This is a genomic window from Streptomyces sp. NPDC001832 (assembly GCF_040297265.1).
In the GTDB taxonomy this organism is placed as follows: domain Bacteria; phylum Actinomycetota; class Actinomycetes; order Streptomycetales; family Streptomycetaceae; genus Streptomyces.
Genome location: NZ_JBEOYU010000014.1, coordinates 142,471 through 156,736 on the forward strand (window position 1 = coordinate 142,471; position 14,266 = coordinate 156,736).

Genomic DNA, 14,266 nt, shown 5'->3' on the forward strand with positions numbered 1-14,266 from the left:
GGGCGGGGGAGGCGGGGAGGGGAGAGACAGGTCGGGGCCGGGTGGCGGACGGGTGCGGCGCGACGGCAGGGCGGCGAACGGACGGCGCGGTGCCCCGCCCTCAGAGGTCACCCGACAGCCTCTCAATCGGCGACGGCGGCCAGCCGGTGGATCGCCGCCATCGGCACCGGAAGCCAGTCGGGCCGGTGCCGTGACTCGTACAGCACCTCGTACACCGCCTTGTCGGTCTCGTGGGCGCGCAGCAACTCCGGTTCGCTGCGCGGGTCGACGCCCGAGGTCTTGGCGTATCCCTCGCAGTACGCGGTCCGGCAGCGGGCCGCCCACTCGGCGTTCCACGGGCGGTGCGAGCGGGCCGCGTAGTCGAAGGAGCGGAGCATGCCGGCGATGTCGCGCACCGGAGGCTGCGGGCGGCGGCGCTCCGGCAACGGCCGGGCTGGTTCGCCCTCGAAGTCGATCAGTGACCAGAAACCGTCGGCGGCGCGCAGCGTCTGGCCGAGATGAAGATCGCCGTGGACGCGCTGGGCCGCCCAGTTGCGGCCCCGGTGCCCCAGCGCGGCCACCGCGTCGAACGCGGCCCGCAGCCCGGGGACGTACGGTACGAGCATCGGTACCGCCTGTGCGGCGGCCTCCAGCCGCCGCACCATCGCGGCGGCTAGATGCTCGGTCTGGGCGCGGCGCAGGGCGGGCGTCGGCAGGGCGGCGGCCAGCGCCGTGTGCACCTCGGCGGTGGCCCGGCCCAGCGCGTGGGCCTCGTCGGTGAAGTCGCGGCCCTTGGCGAGGGCGCGCAGCGCGAGCTGCCAGCCGTCCTGTGCGCCGCGCAGGAACGGCTGCAGCACGCCGAGGGTGAGCGGCTCGGGTGCGGTGGCCTCGAACCAGGCGACGGGGGCGGGCACCCGTCCGCAGCCCTCGCGCGCGAGCGCGAGCGGAAGTTCCAGATCGGGGTTGGTGCCCGGGAAGATCCGGCGGAAGATCTTGAGGATGTAGGCGTTGCCGTAGACGAGCGAGGTGTTGGACTGCTCGGTGTCGAGCATCCGCGGTGCGAGCCCCGCGGCGATGGGCGCACCGCCCCGGTCGAAGCGCAGGGAGCCGAAAGTGCCGGGGGTTCGGAACCTCTCCAGCAGGATTTCGGCCAGGCGCGGGTCGTGCAGTCCCTCGTAGACGGTGCGGCCGGTGAGCGGTCCGTCGGTCACGTGGCCGATGAGCGCGGGTGCCAGCCGTGGCGGCAGCACGGACCGTACGCCGAGCAGGAGTTGGTAGCAATCGTTTGGCGACTGCGCGGGCGTGGACGGCTGGTGAACCCGGACCAGCAGATGGAGCAGTCCGGCCCCCGTCCCGGTATCGGCGCCGATGGAGTCGGTGCCCACCGGCAGCATTTCGGTCGCCGATACCAGCGAGAACGCGGTGATCGGCCGCCCCTTGCCCGCGAACCACCGTTGCCGGGGCAGCCATTGGTGCAGCAGCGGGGCGATTGACGGCAGCAGGGCCGTGCTGGGAGCCAGAGCGACCCGAGTGGATGCAGCCTCCGACATGGCATCGCGTCCTTTCCCCGGGCACACCACAGGATGCGAAGAGTGTCCCGGATTGCGGCAATGCCTGTCCGGCTGTGCGGGACGTGTCGGGTCAGGATGGTCCGTACGGACTCGACTTGCGGGGATCGAAACGCCAGATGGGAGCGGGAAGGGCTCGGAAGTGCTCGATGCGGGGAAGTGCCTCGTGCGGGGCGGCGGAATCCGCCCCGCGGTCGGTGGTGCGAAGTGACGCCAAGTCAGCTGATGGGTAGGTCCTTCCGCAGCCGGAACCAGTAGAACCCGTATCCCGCGAGAGTCAGCAGGTAGGGCCACTGACCGATGGCGGGGAAGCACACCCCACCGATCAGCTCCACCGGATGACGGCCGTTGAACGACCGCAGATCCAACTCCGTCGGCTGCGCGAACCGCGAGAAGTTGTGCACACACATCACGAGATCGTCCCCGTGCTCCCGGGTGAAGGCGAGCACGGCGGGGTTCGACGACGGCAGTTCGCTGAACGAGCCGAGACCGAAGGCGTGGTTCTGCTTACGGATCTCGATCATCCGCCGCGTCCAGTGCAGCAGCGACGACGGGGAGGCCATCGACGCCTCGACATTGGTGACTTGGTAGCCGTAAACCGGATCCATGATCGTGGGGAGGTAGAGCCGCCCGGGATCACTGGAGGAGAATCCGGCGTTCCGGTCGGGCGTCCACTGCATCGGAGTGCGTACGGCATCCCGGTCGCCCAGCCAGATGTTGTCGCCCATGCCGATCTCGTCCCCGTAGTAGAGGATCGGGGAGCCGGGCAGGGACAGGAGCAGTGCCGTGAACAGCTCGATCTGGTTGCGGTCGTTGTCCAGCAGGGGTGCCAGCCGCCGCCGGATACCGATGTTGGCCCGCATCCGTGGATCCTTGGCGTACTCCGCGTACATGTAGTCGCGCTCTTCGTCCGTGACCATTTCGAGGGTGAGCTCGTCGTGGTTGCGCAGGAAGATGCCCCACTGGCAGTTCTTCGGGATCGCCGGTGTCTTGGCCAGGATTTCGGAGACCGGGTAGCGGCTCTCGCGCCGGACGGCCATGAAGATCCGTGGCATCACGGGGAAGTGGAACGCCATGTGGCACTCGTCGCCGCCGGCCTGGAACTCGCCGAAGTAGTCGACGACGTCCTCCGGCCACTGATTGGCCTCGGCGAGCAGCACGGTGTCCGGGTAGTGCGCGTCGATCTCCTTGCGGACCCGCTTGAGGAAGTCGTGCGTCTCCGGGAGGTTCTCGCAGTTGGTGCCCTCCCGCTGGTAGAGATACGGCACGGCGTCCACACGGAATCCGTCGATGCCGAGGTCCAGCCAGAAGCGCAGCGCGGCGAGGATCTCCTCCTGCACTGCCGGGTTCTCGTAGTTGAGATCGGGCTGGTGGGAGAAGAACCGGTGCCAGTAGTACTGCTTGCGGACCGGGTCGAAGGTCCAGTTGGACGTCTCCGTGTCGACGAAGATGATCCGGGCGTCCGGGAACTGCTTGTCGTCGTCGGCCCAGACGTAGTAGTCGCCGTACGGTCCTTCCGGGTCGGTGCGGGACTGCTGGAACCAGTCGTGCTGATCGCTTGTGTGGTTCATGACGAAGTCGATGATCACGCGCATCCCGCGCTGGTGCGCGGCGTCGACGAACTCCACGAAGTCGGCCAGATCGCCGAACTCCGGCAGCACGGCGGTGTAGTCGGACACGTCGTAGCCGCCGTCGCGCAGCGGCGACTTGAAGAACGGCGGCAGCCAGAGGCAGTCGATGCCCAGCCACTGCAGATAGTCCAGCTTGGCGGTGATGCCCTTGAGGTCGCCGATGCCGTCGCCGTTGGAGTCCTGGAAGGACCGGACGAGGACCTCGTAGAAAACGGCACGCTTGAACCAGTCGGGATCGCGGTCCTTGGCCGGGGTGTCCTCGAACTTGTCGTGGACGGGCTCATTGACGATCATGGTGTGGGTGACCCTCCGGTCGGCGGGGACGGTCGCAGGACGACGATGTGCGCGGGCGTGACGCCCGGCTCCAGACGCACATAGAAGGTCCTGCCCCAGTGATAGGTGTCGCCGGTGAGCTCGTCGCGCACCGGCACGCTCTCGTGCCAGTCGAGGCCGAGTTGCGGCATGTCCAACGAGACCGTGGCCTCCTGGGTGTGGTGCGGATCGAGGTTGACGACCACCAGAACGATGTTCGAACCTGAACGCTTGCTGTACGTGATCAACGCGTCGTTGTCCGCGGAGTGGAAGTGCACATCGCGCAGCTGCTGCAACGCCGGGTGGCGGCGCCTGATGCGGTTGAGTGAAGTGATGAGCGGAGCCAGCGAACGGCCCTCGCGCTCTGCCGACTCCCAGTCCCTGGGCCGGATTTCGTACTTCTCCGAGTTGAGGTACTCCTCGCTGCCGGGCCGGATCGGGGTGTTCTCGCACAGCTCGTAGCCTGCGTACACACCCCAGGCCGGGGAGAGCGTCGCGGCTAGAACTGCCCGCGCCTCGAAGGCGGGACGGCCCCCGTCCTGGAGGTGCTCCGGCAGGATGTCCGGCGTGTTCACGAAGAAGTTGGGCCGCATGTAGGAGGCGGTTTCGCCCGCCAGTTCTGTGACGTATTCGGTGATTTCCTGCCTGGTGTTGCGCCAGGTGAAATACGTGTACGACTGCTGGAAGCCGATGGCGGCGAGCGTCTTCATCATTGCGGGCCGGGTGAACGCCTCGGCCAGGAAGATCACATCCGGGTCGGTCCGGCCGATATCGGCGATCACCTTCTCCCAGAAGATCACCGGCTTGGTGTGCGGATTGTCGACGCGGAAGATCCGTACCCCGCGCCCCATCCAGAACCGCAGAATGCGTAACGTCTCCGTAAACAGGCCGCGCAGATCCTTGTCGAAGGCGATCGGATAGATGTCCTGATATTTCTTCGGCGGATTCTCGGCGTAGGCGATGGTGCCGTCGGCACGGTGGTGGAACCACTCGGGGTGTTTCTCGACCCAGGGATGGTCGGGAGAACACTGGAGTGCGAAATCCAGCGCGATCTCCATGCGCAGGGTGCGCGCGGTCTCGACGAAATGATCGAAGTCCTCGAGGGTGCCCAGCTCGGGATGGACGGCGTCGTGACCGCCCTCCGAGGAGCCGATCGCCCACGGCACGCCCACGTCATGGGGAGCGGGGGACAGCGAGTTGTTGGGGCCCTTGCGGTGGGTGGTTCCGATGGGGTGGATGGGCGGGAGATAGACGACGTCGAAACCCATGGCGGCGACCGCGGGAAGCCGCTCGGCAGCCGTACGGAAGGTACCGCTGATGATCCTCGCCGGCTGTTCCGCCGCCTTTACCGGCTTCCCCACCCTGGCGTTCCTCTTCGCCCCGGTCGGTTCGACCCTGGCGCCCTCCGAGCGGGGGAACAACTCGTACCAGGAGCCGAACAGGGCCCGTCGACGCTCGACCATCAGCGGAAGCGGGCGGGATGCGGTGACCAGTTCGCGCAGCGGGTGACGGGCGAGCGTGGCCTGCGCCTCGGGGGCGAGCGCCGCGGCGAGCCGGGCGGCGGCCGGGCGGGACTCGTCGCGCAGGGCGTCGGCCGCGTCCAGCACCGCCTCGCGCCCGTCCCGCTTGGGTACGCCCGCGGCGGCCCGCTCGTACAACTCGGCGCCCTCCGCCAGGACGAGCGCGACGTCGATCTCCGCCGGGATCTTGATCCGGGCGTGCTGCCGCCAGGTAGTGACCGGGTCGCTCCAGGCCTCGACCGTATACGTCCAGCGGCCCTCGGAGACCGGGGTGACATCGGCGCCCCAGCGGTCGGTGCCAGGGACGAGCTCGCGCATCGGAGTCCAGGGACCTGGGCGCCTGCTCGGATCAAGCAGGACCACATTGGCGGCGACGGCGTCATGGCCCTCACGGAAGACAGTCGCGGTGACTTGGAAGGTCTCTCCGGCGACGGCCTTGGCAGGCCTTCTGCCGCAGTCGACGAGAGGGCGGACGTCGAGCACGGGAATGCGACCGATCATGAAATCACCTGGGGGCTGGAGCTCGGGCAGAGAAGGGGGCGCGATGCGGCCGCGGAAGGCGGAATACACGCACTGCGACCGATGAGGTCCGTCCTTTCTAGCCGCTCCGTTGACGGCTGATGGGGTGTGGGCATGGCCGCTCCTGTCCGCATTCACTCGAATGGCACTCGAATAGCTGGGGCGCGGATGTGCCGCACGGATGTAAAGCGGATGAACACCGATCCCGCAGATGCCTGGCATTCGTGCTGCATTCGGGCGGCATTCGCGTGGTCCTGGAATGCGCTCTGGCGGTGCGCCGGAGAAACACGCGCCGTGAGCCGGTCGCGCGCCGTGGCTGCGGCGTACGGCCACCGTTACGACGCCGCTGCCAATCGTGGGTGAGGCCGTTAACGTCGAGGGTGACGAAGAGGCGCACACCGTGGTGCGTCCCCTCGGATTCGTACGTCCCCTGTAAAGGTGGAATACGTGAAGGCCATTCGTCGATTCACCGTTCGTCCCGTCCTCCCCGATCCCCTTCAACCGCTCAGTGACCTCGCCCGCAATCTGCGCTGGTCCTGGCACACCGAGACCCGTGAGCTCTTCCAGGCCGTCGACCCGGAGATCCGGCGGACGGCGGAATGCGACCCGGTGCGGCTGCTCGGCGCCGTATCCGCCGGGCGACTTGCCGAGCTGGCCAGGGACCGGCAGTTCCTGCACCGGCTGACCGAGGTGTCCGCAGACCTCAGGGACTACCTGGACGGTCCCAGGTGGTACCAGGAACGGCTGGCCCAGGGAGCAGAGCTGCCGGCCGCCGTTGCCTACTTCTCACCCGAGTTCGGCGTGACCGCCGCACTGCCCCAGTACTCCGGCGGGCTCGGCATCCTCGCCGGCGACCATCTCAAGGCCGCCAGTGATCTGGGCGTCCCCCTCATCGCGGTCGGCCTGCTCTACCGACACGGCTACTTCCGCCAGAGCCTGTCCCGCGACGGCTGGCAGCAGGAGCACTACCCCGTACTCGATCCGAACGAGCTGTCGCTCACCCTGATCCGTGAGGCCGACGGAACCCCGAGCCGGGTGGTGCTCGCCCTTCCCGGTGGCCGTTCGCTGTGCGCCTACATCTGGCAGGCCCAGGTGGGACGCGTCCCGCTGCTGATGCTCGACTCCGGCGTGGAGGAGAACGCGCCCGGCGAACGCGAGGTGACCGACCGGCTGTACGGCGGCGGCAGCGAGCACCGACTGCTGCAGGAGATGCTCCTCGGCATCGGCGGCGTACGGGCCGTGCGGACCTACTGCCGCCTGACGGGGCATCCGGCTCCTGAGGTGTTCCACACCAACGAGGGGCACGCCGGCTTCCTCGGACTCGAACGCATCCGTGAACTCTCCGGCACCGGCCTCGACTTCGACTCGGCGGTGGAGTCCGTACGGGCAGGTACGGTCTTCACCACTCACACGCCCGTGCCCGCCGGGATCGACCGGTTCGACCGTGAACTCGTCGCCCGGCACTTCGGGGACGACGGCGAACTCCCGGGAGTGGGCGTCGAACGCATCCTGCAACTGGGCATGGAGACCTACCCCGGCGGTGAACCCGAGCTCTTCAACATGGCGGTGATGGGTCTGCGGCTTGCCCAGCGGGCCAACGGCGTCTCCACTCTCCACGGCGCGGTCAGCCGCAAGATGTTCGCCGGTCTCTGGCCGGGCTTCGACGCGGCGGAGGTGCCCATCACCTCGGTGACCAACGGAGTCCACGCACCCACCTGGGTCGCGCCCGAGATCCTCCGGCTGCGCAAGGGATACGGCGGCACTCCCGGGCGCTGGGATTCCGCCGCCGACATCCCGGACCGGGAACTCTGGGACCTGCGCCGCGCCCTGCGCGGACAGCTGGTCACCGAGGTGCGCGAGCGGCTCTACGCCTCATGGCGCACCCGGGGCGCGGAAGCGGCCGAACTCGGCTGGATCGACAGCGTGCTGGACCCGGACGTACTGACCATCGGCTTCGCCCGGCGGGTGCCCTCGTACAAGCGGCTGACGCTGATGCTGCGCGACCGCGACCGGCTGAGGGAACTGCTGCTCCACCCCTCCCGCCCGATCCAGATCGTCGTCGCCGGCAAGGCCCACCCCGCCGATGACAGCGGAAAGCGCCTGGTGCGGGAGCTGGTGCGGTTCTCCGACGATCCCCGGGTGCGCCATCGCATCGTGTTTCTGCCGGACTACGGGATGGCCATGGCGCAGAAGCTCTACCCGGGCTGCGACATCTGGCTCAACAACCCGCTTCGCCCCCTGGAGGCCTGTGGTACGAGTGGAATGAAGGCCGCGCTCAACGGCTGCCTCAATCTCTCGGTCCTCGACGGCTGGTGGGACGAGTGGTTCGAGCCGGACTTCGGATGGGCGATCCCGACCGCCGACGGACTGGCCATGGACGAGGACCGCCGCGACGATCTGGAGGCGGGCGCCCTCTACGAACTGATCGAGGACAGGGTCGCGCCGCGCTTCTACGACCGGGGCGGCGAAGGGGGGCTCCCCGAGCGCTGGATCGAGATGGTCCGCCGCACGCTGGGCGCCCTCGGGCCCAAGGTTCTGGCAGGGCGCATGGTGTCCGAGTACGTGGAGCGGCTGTACGCGCCCGCCGCGGTCGCGCAACGCGCGCTGGACGCCGGTACGGCGCGACAGCTCGCCGACTGGAAGGCCAGGGTCCGGGCCGCCTGGCCGCGCGTCGCCGTCGACCATGTGGAGGCCGTGGCGCCCAGCACGGCGGGCGGATCGGCCGAGCTGGGGTCGACGCTGGTGCTGCGGGTCCGGATCGCCCTCGGGGTGCTGGAGCCGGACGATGTGGAGGTGCAGGCGGTGGCCGGCCGGGTGGACGCCGCCGACGGGATCTCGGACGCCCAGGTCTTCCCGTTGAAGTCCTCCGGGGGGCAGGACCTGGAGGGCCGCTGGGTGTACGACGGTCCGCTGGCCCTCGATCGCACCGGGCCGTACGGCTACACGGTACGGGTGCTTCCCGCCCATCCGCTGCTGGCGACGAGCGCGGAACTCGGCCTGGTGGCGCTGCCCACGGAGTCGACGGGGGACGGCGCGGGCCTGCTGATGCGCTGATCTGCCGTCCTGCGGAAGGTCCGGCACCTGCGCGGGTGCCGGACCCGAGCCCACCTCGCGCCCCGGCGTCCCGGAGCGGCCCGAACAGGGACAGCCCCGGCGCGCCACCGGGTCCACGCTGAACGGCCTGCCCGTCCGCGCACCCGGCCGCACCATGGCCGAGGCGGATCGGGAGCGCGAGCAGCGCCGGGCGGCGTCCGAGGCGGCATCCGGGGCCGCGTCCGAGACGGCGGACGGAGACCGCCCGGAGCAGCGCCCGGCACGCGACGCGGGCGCACAGTTCGGCGCCTTCCACCGCGGGCGCCGGTCCGCGGGTGGCACCGCCGCGCCGGATGCCCGGCCCGAGTCCGAGCCGCCGGCCGCCCCGTAGCCGCCGACCCTCTTTTTGTACGGTGCTTGGGGCGTCGGCGCCCACTTCCCACTCGAGTTCCTGAGATTGGAGGAACGGGCCGGTGACCGGTCAACCGGCACCACCGTCCCATCACCCATCATGAAGACCACCGACAACAGCCTCACCTGGCTCCTCCAGAGCCTCCTGGAGCGCACCCCCGGCACCCGGCACGCTCTGGCCCTGTCCCGGGACGGCTTGAAGCTCTGCTGGACCGAACACCTGACGCTTGACCAGGGCGACCAGCTGGCGGCGATCTGCTCCGGCATCCAGGCCCTGGCCCAAGGCGCGTCCGTGGAGTTCGGCGACGGCACCGGCGGCGTCCGGCAGTCCATGACCGAGTTCCACGGCGGCCTGCTCTTCATCGTGGAGGCCGGCGAGGGAGCGCATCTGGCCGTCCTTGCCGAGGAGGACGCCGACCCCGGCGTGGTGGGCCATCAGATGACGGATCTGGTGGAGCAGATCGGCGAGCACCTGCGCGCCGAGCCCCGAGAGCCCGTTCCGGGGAGTGCCGCATCGTGATACGCAAGCCCGTGGACACCGGTGACCCCGACCGGCTCTACACGGTCACGGCCGGCCGGAGCCGCGCCGACGACTCCTTCGACCTGGTCACCCTGATCGTCAGTGAGTGCCGGCCCACGGCGGGAATGCAGTCGGAGCACGCCCGGATCCTGGAGCTGTGCCAACACCCCACGGCTGTCGTCGAGATCGCCGCGGAGCTGAAACTGCCCATCACGGTGGTGCGGATCCTGCTCGGCGACCTGCTCGACATGGGCCGCATCACCGCCCGCCACCCGCGCGCGGCGCAGTCCGTCGCCTCGCTCCCCGATTCCGCCCTTCTCAAGGAGGTGCTCCATGGGCTCCGCAACCTCTGAGCTGCCCTCCCACCGCACGCCACTGGCTGACGCGGCGGAGACCGGCCTGAAGATCGTCATCGTGGGCGGTTTCGGTGTCGGCAAGACGACCCTGGTCCGCTCGGTGAGCGAGATCCGGCCGCTGAACACCGAGGAGGTGATGACGCAGGCCGGCGTCGGCGTCGACGAGACCAGTGCGGTCTCGACGAAGACAACCACGACGGTGGCGTTCGACTTCGGGCGGATCAGCCTCAACGAACGCATGGTGCTGTACCTGTTCGGCGCGCCGGGCCAGGAGCGCTTCTGGTTCCTGTGGGACAGGCTGTTCTCCGGAACGCTGGGTGCCGTGGTGCTCGTGGACACGCGCCGGATGAACGACTCCTGGTACGCGATAGACCGGCTGGAGCACCACAAGACGCCGTTCGTGGTGGCCGTCAATCGGTTCGACGACACCCACCGGTACTCCCTGGAGGAGATCCGCCAGGCGCTCGCGCTGCCCGAGCACGTGCCGATGCTCGACTGCGACGCGCGGGTCCGGCAGTCCGGCAAGGACGTGCTGGTCACCCTCGTGGACCACCTGTACGAACTGGCGATGGCCCAGGAGGCGACACCATGACCGACCCCTCTTCCGCGCAACCGGCTCCGCCGGGCTGTCCCGCCCACACCGACGCGGTGCGCCTGGCGGGGCTCGAGTACCAGCAGACGCCGTCGCAGCTGTACCGCGCGATGCGCCGCGAGCATGGCGCGGTCGCGCCGGTGCTGCTCGACGGGGACGTCCCGGCCTGGCTGGTGCTCGGCTATTCCGAGGTTACGTACGTGACCAGCCACGACGAGCTGTTCGCGCGGGACTCCCGGCGCTGGAACCAGTGGGAGAACATCCCGGCGGACTGGCCGCTGCTGCCGTACGTCGGCTACCAGCCGTCGGTGCTGTTCACCGAGGGCGACGAGCACCGGCGGCGGGCCGGGGTGATCACTCAGGCGCTGGAGGGCGTGGACCAGTTCGAGCTGGCGCGCAACTGCCAGCTGATCGCCGACCGGCTCATCGCCGACTTCGCCGGCAGCGGGCGGGCGGAGCTGATGACTGGATACGCGCACGCCCTGCCGATGCGGGCCGTGGTGCAGATGTGCGGGATGCCGACCTCGGGTGAGGACACCCAGCAGCTCGTCGAGGACCTGCGGATCTCGCTGGACGCAGCGGAGGGCGACGACCCGGTGGCGGCGTACGGGCGTGTGGGCGAGCGGCTGCGGCAGTTGGTGAAGGACAAGCGGGAAAGGCCCGGTCCGGACGTCACCTCGCGCATGCTGCTGGATCCGGCGGGACTGACGGACGAGGAGATCGTCCAGGACCTGATCTCGGTGATCGCCGCGGCGCAGCAGCCGACCGCGAACTGGATCTGTAACACGCTGCGGCTGCTGCTGACGGACGAGCGGTTCGCGGTGAACGTGTCGGGCGGCCGGCTCAGTGTGGGCGAGGCGCTCAATGAGGCGCTGTGGCTGGACACGCCGACGCAGAACTTCATCGGGCGCTGGGCCGTTCGGGACACTCAGCTGGGCGGGCGGCAGATCCGGGCGGGCGACTGCCTGGTGCTGGGGCTGGCCGCAGCCAACACCGATCCGCAGATCTGGCCGGAGGCACACGTGGGCGCGGAGAACGCCGCGCACCTGTCGTTCAGCAACGGCGAGCACCGCTGCCCCTATCCGGCACCGCTGCTGGCGGACGTGATGGCGCGGACGGCGGTCGAGACGCTGCTGGAGCGGCTGCCCGACCTGGTGCTGGCGGTGGAGCCGGAGACGCTGACCTGGCGTCCGTCGATCTGGATGCGGGGGCTGACGGTGCTGCCGGTGCAGTTCACGCCGGTGGTGCAGTAGGGCGGGCGCCCGGTCACGCGGCAGCCCGGCCCACCCGATGGTGCGGCAGCGCGGGCACAGGGGCCCCTGGGCGGGGCCCATCACCTCGGCGGTGGTGCCGGTATGACGGTCAGGCGGCCGTCACGGGCGTGAACCGCACCGGCAGGCACTGCGGTCCGCGGGTGAAGACGCCATCCTCGACCGGGTCGAAGCCGTCGGCGAGGCGTATGTCGGGCATGGCGTCCAGCAGCTGGCTGACGCCGATCTCGACCTCCGCCTTGGCGAGCAGCGCGCCGACGCAGAAGTGCCGGCCGAGCGCGAAGGCGAGGTGGTCGGCGGCGGCGGAGAAGGCGGTCGTGGTGGTCAGGTTGTCGCGGAAGATGTCGAAGCGGTCGGGGTCGCGGTAGCGGCTCTCGTCGCGGTTGGCGGCGCCTATCAGGCAGATGACGGTGACACCGGCGGGTACGGTGCCGCCGCTGAGCTTCACCTCGGTTGCGGACTGCCGCATGATCATGTGGACGGGCGGGGTGTACCGCAGGGTCTCGGCGAAGGCCCGCGGGATCAGGTCGCGATCCGCGCGGACGGCGGCGAGCTGGTCGGGGTGGAGCAGCAGGTTCGCGAAGATGCTGGCGATCGCCTTGTCGGTGGTCTCGCCGCCGGCGGCGAGCAGTAGGCTGCAGAACGCCTTGATGTCCTCGTCGCTCATCCGTACACCGTCGACCTCGGCGGCGCACAGCGTGGAGAGCAGGTCGTCGCCCGGGTTCTTGCGGCGTTCCCGGATGATCGGCAGCATGTACTCGGCGAACTCGACACGGGTCCGCTCGCCCGCCGCGGCCACCTCGGGGTCACCCGAGAGGTTGCCGAGGAAGGCGATGACGGCCGTGTACCAACGGTGGAAGCGCGCGTGGTCCGCCTTGTCGAGGCCCAGCATGTCGGCGATCACGTTGACCGGGAAGCGGGTGGCGTAGTCGTTGACCAGTTCGGCGGAGCCGGAGTTCCGGAAGGCGTCGATCAGTTCGCGCGAGTTGCGCTCGATGATGGGGAGGAACTTCTCCTGGAGGTCGGCGCCGCGGAAGGCGGGGGCGACGAGGGCGCGGCGCACGGCGTGCTCACGGCCGCTGAGCTGGAGGATCGTCTTGCCGTGCACGGGCTCGAGCTGCCAGTCGTAGTTGTCGGTGGTGAACTCGCCGTTCTTGTCCTTGAAGACGCGCTCGACGTCCTCGTAGCGCGAGATGATGTAACTCTGTGTGGCCTCGTGCCAGATGAGGGGCGCGGTGCCGCGCATCAGACGGTACGCCGGGTAGGGGTCCGCGGCGAACTCGGGCGAGAGGATGTCGGGCACCTGCTGCGCGGTGGACATGGGGCTCCCTCAAAGTCAGTGACTGGCTTATGCCACAAGGTAATTGATCAATGGTCAACCGAGACAGCCCCACCGCCAGCCGGATCCCACCACTGTGTGAATTCTTGCTGCATCGCCGCGTGCACGGACGCCGATCGAGCTGACCTCACCCAAGAGCTGAACGTGCAGCTGGCCGACATGACGCTGCGCACCACCGAGCCTTCGCGTGAGGCTGAGCCCGACCGGAGCTACGCGGGCCGGCAGACGCTGCGCTGTCGGCCCAGGCCTGAGATCTCGACCTCCATCACGTCGTCCGGGCCCAGGTAGGGGAAGCGGCCGGACAGGGCCACACCCTGCGGGGTTCCGGTGTTGATGATGTCGCCGGGCTCCAGCACCAGATACTGCGACAGATGGTGCACCAGATGCGCCACGTTGAAGATCATGTCCGCGGTGCTGGAGTCCTGCCGCGGCTCCCCGTTCACATAGCTGCGCAGCCGTAGCTGCTGCGGGTCACCGACCTCGTCGGCCGTCACCAGCACCGGGCCGAGCGGATTGAATGTGGCGCAGCTCTTGCCCTTGGACCACTGGCCGCCCGACTCCTCCAGCTGGAAGGCACGCTCGGATACGTCGTTGCTGACGGCGTAGCCCGCGATGTGCGCGGCGGCTTCGGCGGGGGAGTCCAGGTAGGAGGCGCGGCGGCCGATGACGACGGCCAGCTCCACCTCCCAGTCGGTCTTCTTCGAGCCGCGCGGGATCAGCACGTCGTCGTACGGGCCGACGACCGTGTTCGGCGACTTGTAGAAGAGGATCGGCTGTGCGGGCGGCTCGGCACCCGACTCTGCCGCGTGAGCCGCGTAGTTCTGGCCGATGCAGAGCAGCGCTGAGGGACGGGCCACCGGGGCGCCGATCCGCTGACCGGTGATCTCGATCTGTGGGAGCGTCGGCAGCGCGGGCACCAGGTGCGGGTTGTCGGCGAGCGCGGCGAGGAACGCGCCGTCGATGTCGCCGGTGATGCCGGACAGGTCGTAGTGAAGGCCCTCGGGGCAGACGACAACGGGGCGCTCGTGGCCCGGCTCGCCGATGCGCATCAGTCGCATGAAGGTGAATTCTCCTGACAGGTAGGGGGGTGGGGAGCGGTTCCGCGACGGGGCGGACGGCGCCTAGGGCGTGTTTCGAAAGTCCCGCCTGCCCCGCGACGCCTGGCACGCACGCTCGCCGCGTTGTCGGGATCGTCCTCGTACGCCCAGTACGAGG

The 14,266-nt window shown here is 69.4% G+C and carries 11 protein-coding genes; 6 read left to right on the forward strand and 5 right to left on the reverse strand.

The genetic code is table 11. From position 1 onward, the window contains the following. Positions 1-122 precede the first annotated feature (122 nt). From ABT115_RS14490 to ABT115_RS14500, 3 genes are all read right to left on the reverse strand, one after another. A complete protein-coding gene (locus ABT115_RS14490; protein WP_351788529.1) occupies positions 123-1,529 on the reverse strand; it encodes a maltokinase N-terminal cap-like domain-containing protein in 1,407 nt (468 codons plus the stop codon). A 236-nt stretch (positions 1,530-1,765) separates the two neighbouring features. Then, positions 1,766-3,472 (reverse strand): maltose alpha-D-glucosyltransferase, encoded by a 1,707-nt coding sequence (gene treS / locus ABT115_RS14495; protein ID WP_351788531.1) that lies wholly within the window; start codon positions 3,470-3,472, stop codon positions 1,766-1,768. Further along, the gene (locus tag ABT115_RS14500) at positions 3,469-5,511 is read right to left on the reverse strand and encodes an alpha-1,4-glucan--maltose-1-phosphate maltosyltransferase (RefSeq protein ID WP_351788534.1); all 2,043 of its coding nucleotides are present in this window, start codon (positions 5,509-5,511) and stop codon (positions 3,469-3,471) included. Before ABT115_RS14500 ends, treS begins: the two co-directional genes overlap by 4 nt. A 465-nt stretch (positions 5,512-5,976) precedes the next feature. Between ABT115_RS14500 and glgP the strand changes: the two genes are divergently transcribed. The 6 genes from glgP (at position 5,977) to ABT115_RS14530 (ending at position 11,694) form a co-directional block, all read left to right on the forward strand. Then, a complete protein-coding gene (gene glgP / locus ABT115_RS14505) occupies positions 5,977-8,583 on the forward strand; it encodes an alpha-glucan family phosphorylase (protein ID WP_351788537.1) in 2,607 nt (868 codons plus the stop codon). 154 nt (positions 8,584-8,737) lie between these two features. Next, positions 8,738-8,953 carry a hypothetical protein gene (locus tag ABT115_RS14510; protein WP_351788540.1) on the forward strand — a complete coding sequence of 72 codons (216 nt, stop codon included), beginning with the start codon at positions 8,738-8,740 and terminating at the stop codon, positions 8,951-8,953. A gap of 120 nt (positions 8,954-9,073) precedes the next feature. Then, a complete protein-coding gene (locus ABT115_RS14515) occupies positions 9,074-9,493 on the forward strand; it encodes a roadblock/LC7 domain-containing protein (RefSeq protein WP_351788543.1) in 420 nt (139 codons plus the stop codon). After that, positions 9,490-9,846: a DUF742 domain-containing protein gene (locus ABT115_RS14520; RefSeq protein WP_351788546.1), complete on the forward strand. Its 357-nt coding sequence runs from the start codon at positions 9,490-9,492 to the stop codon at positions 9,844-9,846. The genes ABT115_RS14515 and ABT115_RS14520 overlap by 4 nt, the downstream gene beginning before the upstream one ends. Further along, positions 9,827-10,441, forward strand: a complete 615-nt coding sequence (locus ABT115_RS14525) for a GTP-binding protein (protein ID WP_351788548.1) — start codon at positions 9,827-9,829, stop codon at positions 10,439-10,441. Before ABT115_RS14520 ends, ABT115_RS14525 begins: the two co-directional genes overlap by 20 nt. Further along, a complete protein-coding gene (locus tag ABT115_RS14530; RefSeq protein WP_351788551.1) occupies positions 10,438-11,694 on the forward strand; it encodes a cytochrome P450 in 1,257 nt (418 codons plus the stop codon). The genes ABT115_RS14525 and ABT115_RS14530 overlap by 4 nt, the downstream gene beginning before the upstream one ends. Before the next feature lie 109 nt (positions 11,695-11,803). On the opposite strand, the gene ABT115_RS14535 is transcribed toward ABT115_RS14530, so the two are convergent. Together ABT115_RS14535 and ABT115_RS14540 are read right to left on the reverse strand one after the other, a co-directional pair. Beyond that, the gene (locus ABT115_RS14535; protein ID WP_351788554.1) at positions 11,804-13,033 is read right to left on the reverse strand and encodes a cytochrome P450; all 1,230 of its coding nucleotides are present in this window, start codon (positions 13,031-13,033) and stop codon (positions 11,804-11,806) included. Between the two features lie 227 nt (positions 13,034-13,260). Then, positions 13,261-14,109 carry a fumarylacetoacetate hydrolase family protein gene (locus ABT115_RS14540; RefSeq protein WP_351788557.1) on the reverse strand — a complete coding sequence of 283 codons (849 nt, stop codon included), beginning with the start codon at positions 14,107-14,109 and terminating at the stop codon, positions 13,261-13,263. Between the last annotated feature and the right edge of the window lie 157 nt (positions 14,110-14,266).

Coding starts and splice junctions, on each gene's coding strand:
- ABT115_RS14490 (WP_351788529.1), bottom strand. CDS start 1,529: ATGTCGGAGGCTGCATCCACTCGGGTCGCTCTGGCTCCCAGCACGGCC.
- treS (WP_351788531.1), bottom strand. CDS start 3,472: ATGATCGTCAATGAGCCCGTCCACGACAAGTTCGAGGACACCCCGGCC.
- ABT115_RS14500 (WP_351788534.1), bottom strand. CDS start 5,511: ATGATCGGTCGCATTCCCGTGCTCGACGTCCGCCCTCTCGTCGACTGC.
- ABT115_RS14510 (WP_351788540.1), top strand. CDS start 8,738: ATGGCCGAGGCGGATCGGGAGCGCGAGCAGCGCCGGGCGGCGTCCGAG.
- ABT115_RS14515 (WP_351788543.1), top strand. CDS start 9,074: ATGAAGACCACCGACAACAGCCTCACCTGGCTCCTCCAGAGCCTCCTG.
- ABT115_RS14525 (WP_351788548.1), top strand. CDS start 9,827: ATGGGCTCCGCAACCTCTGAGCTGCCCTCCCACCGCACGCCACTGGCT.
- ABT115_RS14530 (WP_351788551.1), top strand. CDS start 10,438: ATGACCGACCCCTCTTCCGCGCAACCGGCTCCGCCGGGCTGTCCCGCC.
- ABT115_RS14535 (WP_351788554.1), bottom strand. CDS start 13,033: ATGTCCACCGCGCAGCAGGTGCCCGACATCCTCTCGCCCGAGTTCGCC.
- ABT115_RS14540 (WP_351788557.1), bottom strand. CDS start 14,109: ATGCGACTGATGCGCATCGGCGAGCCGGGCCACGAGCGCCCCGTTGTC.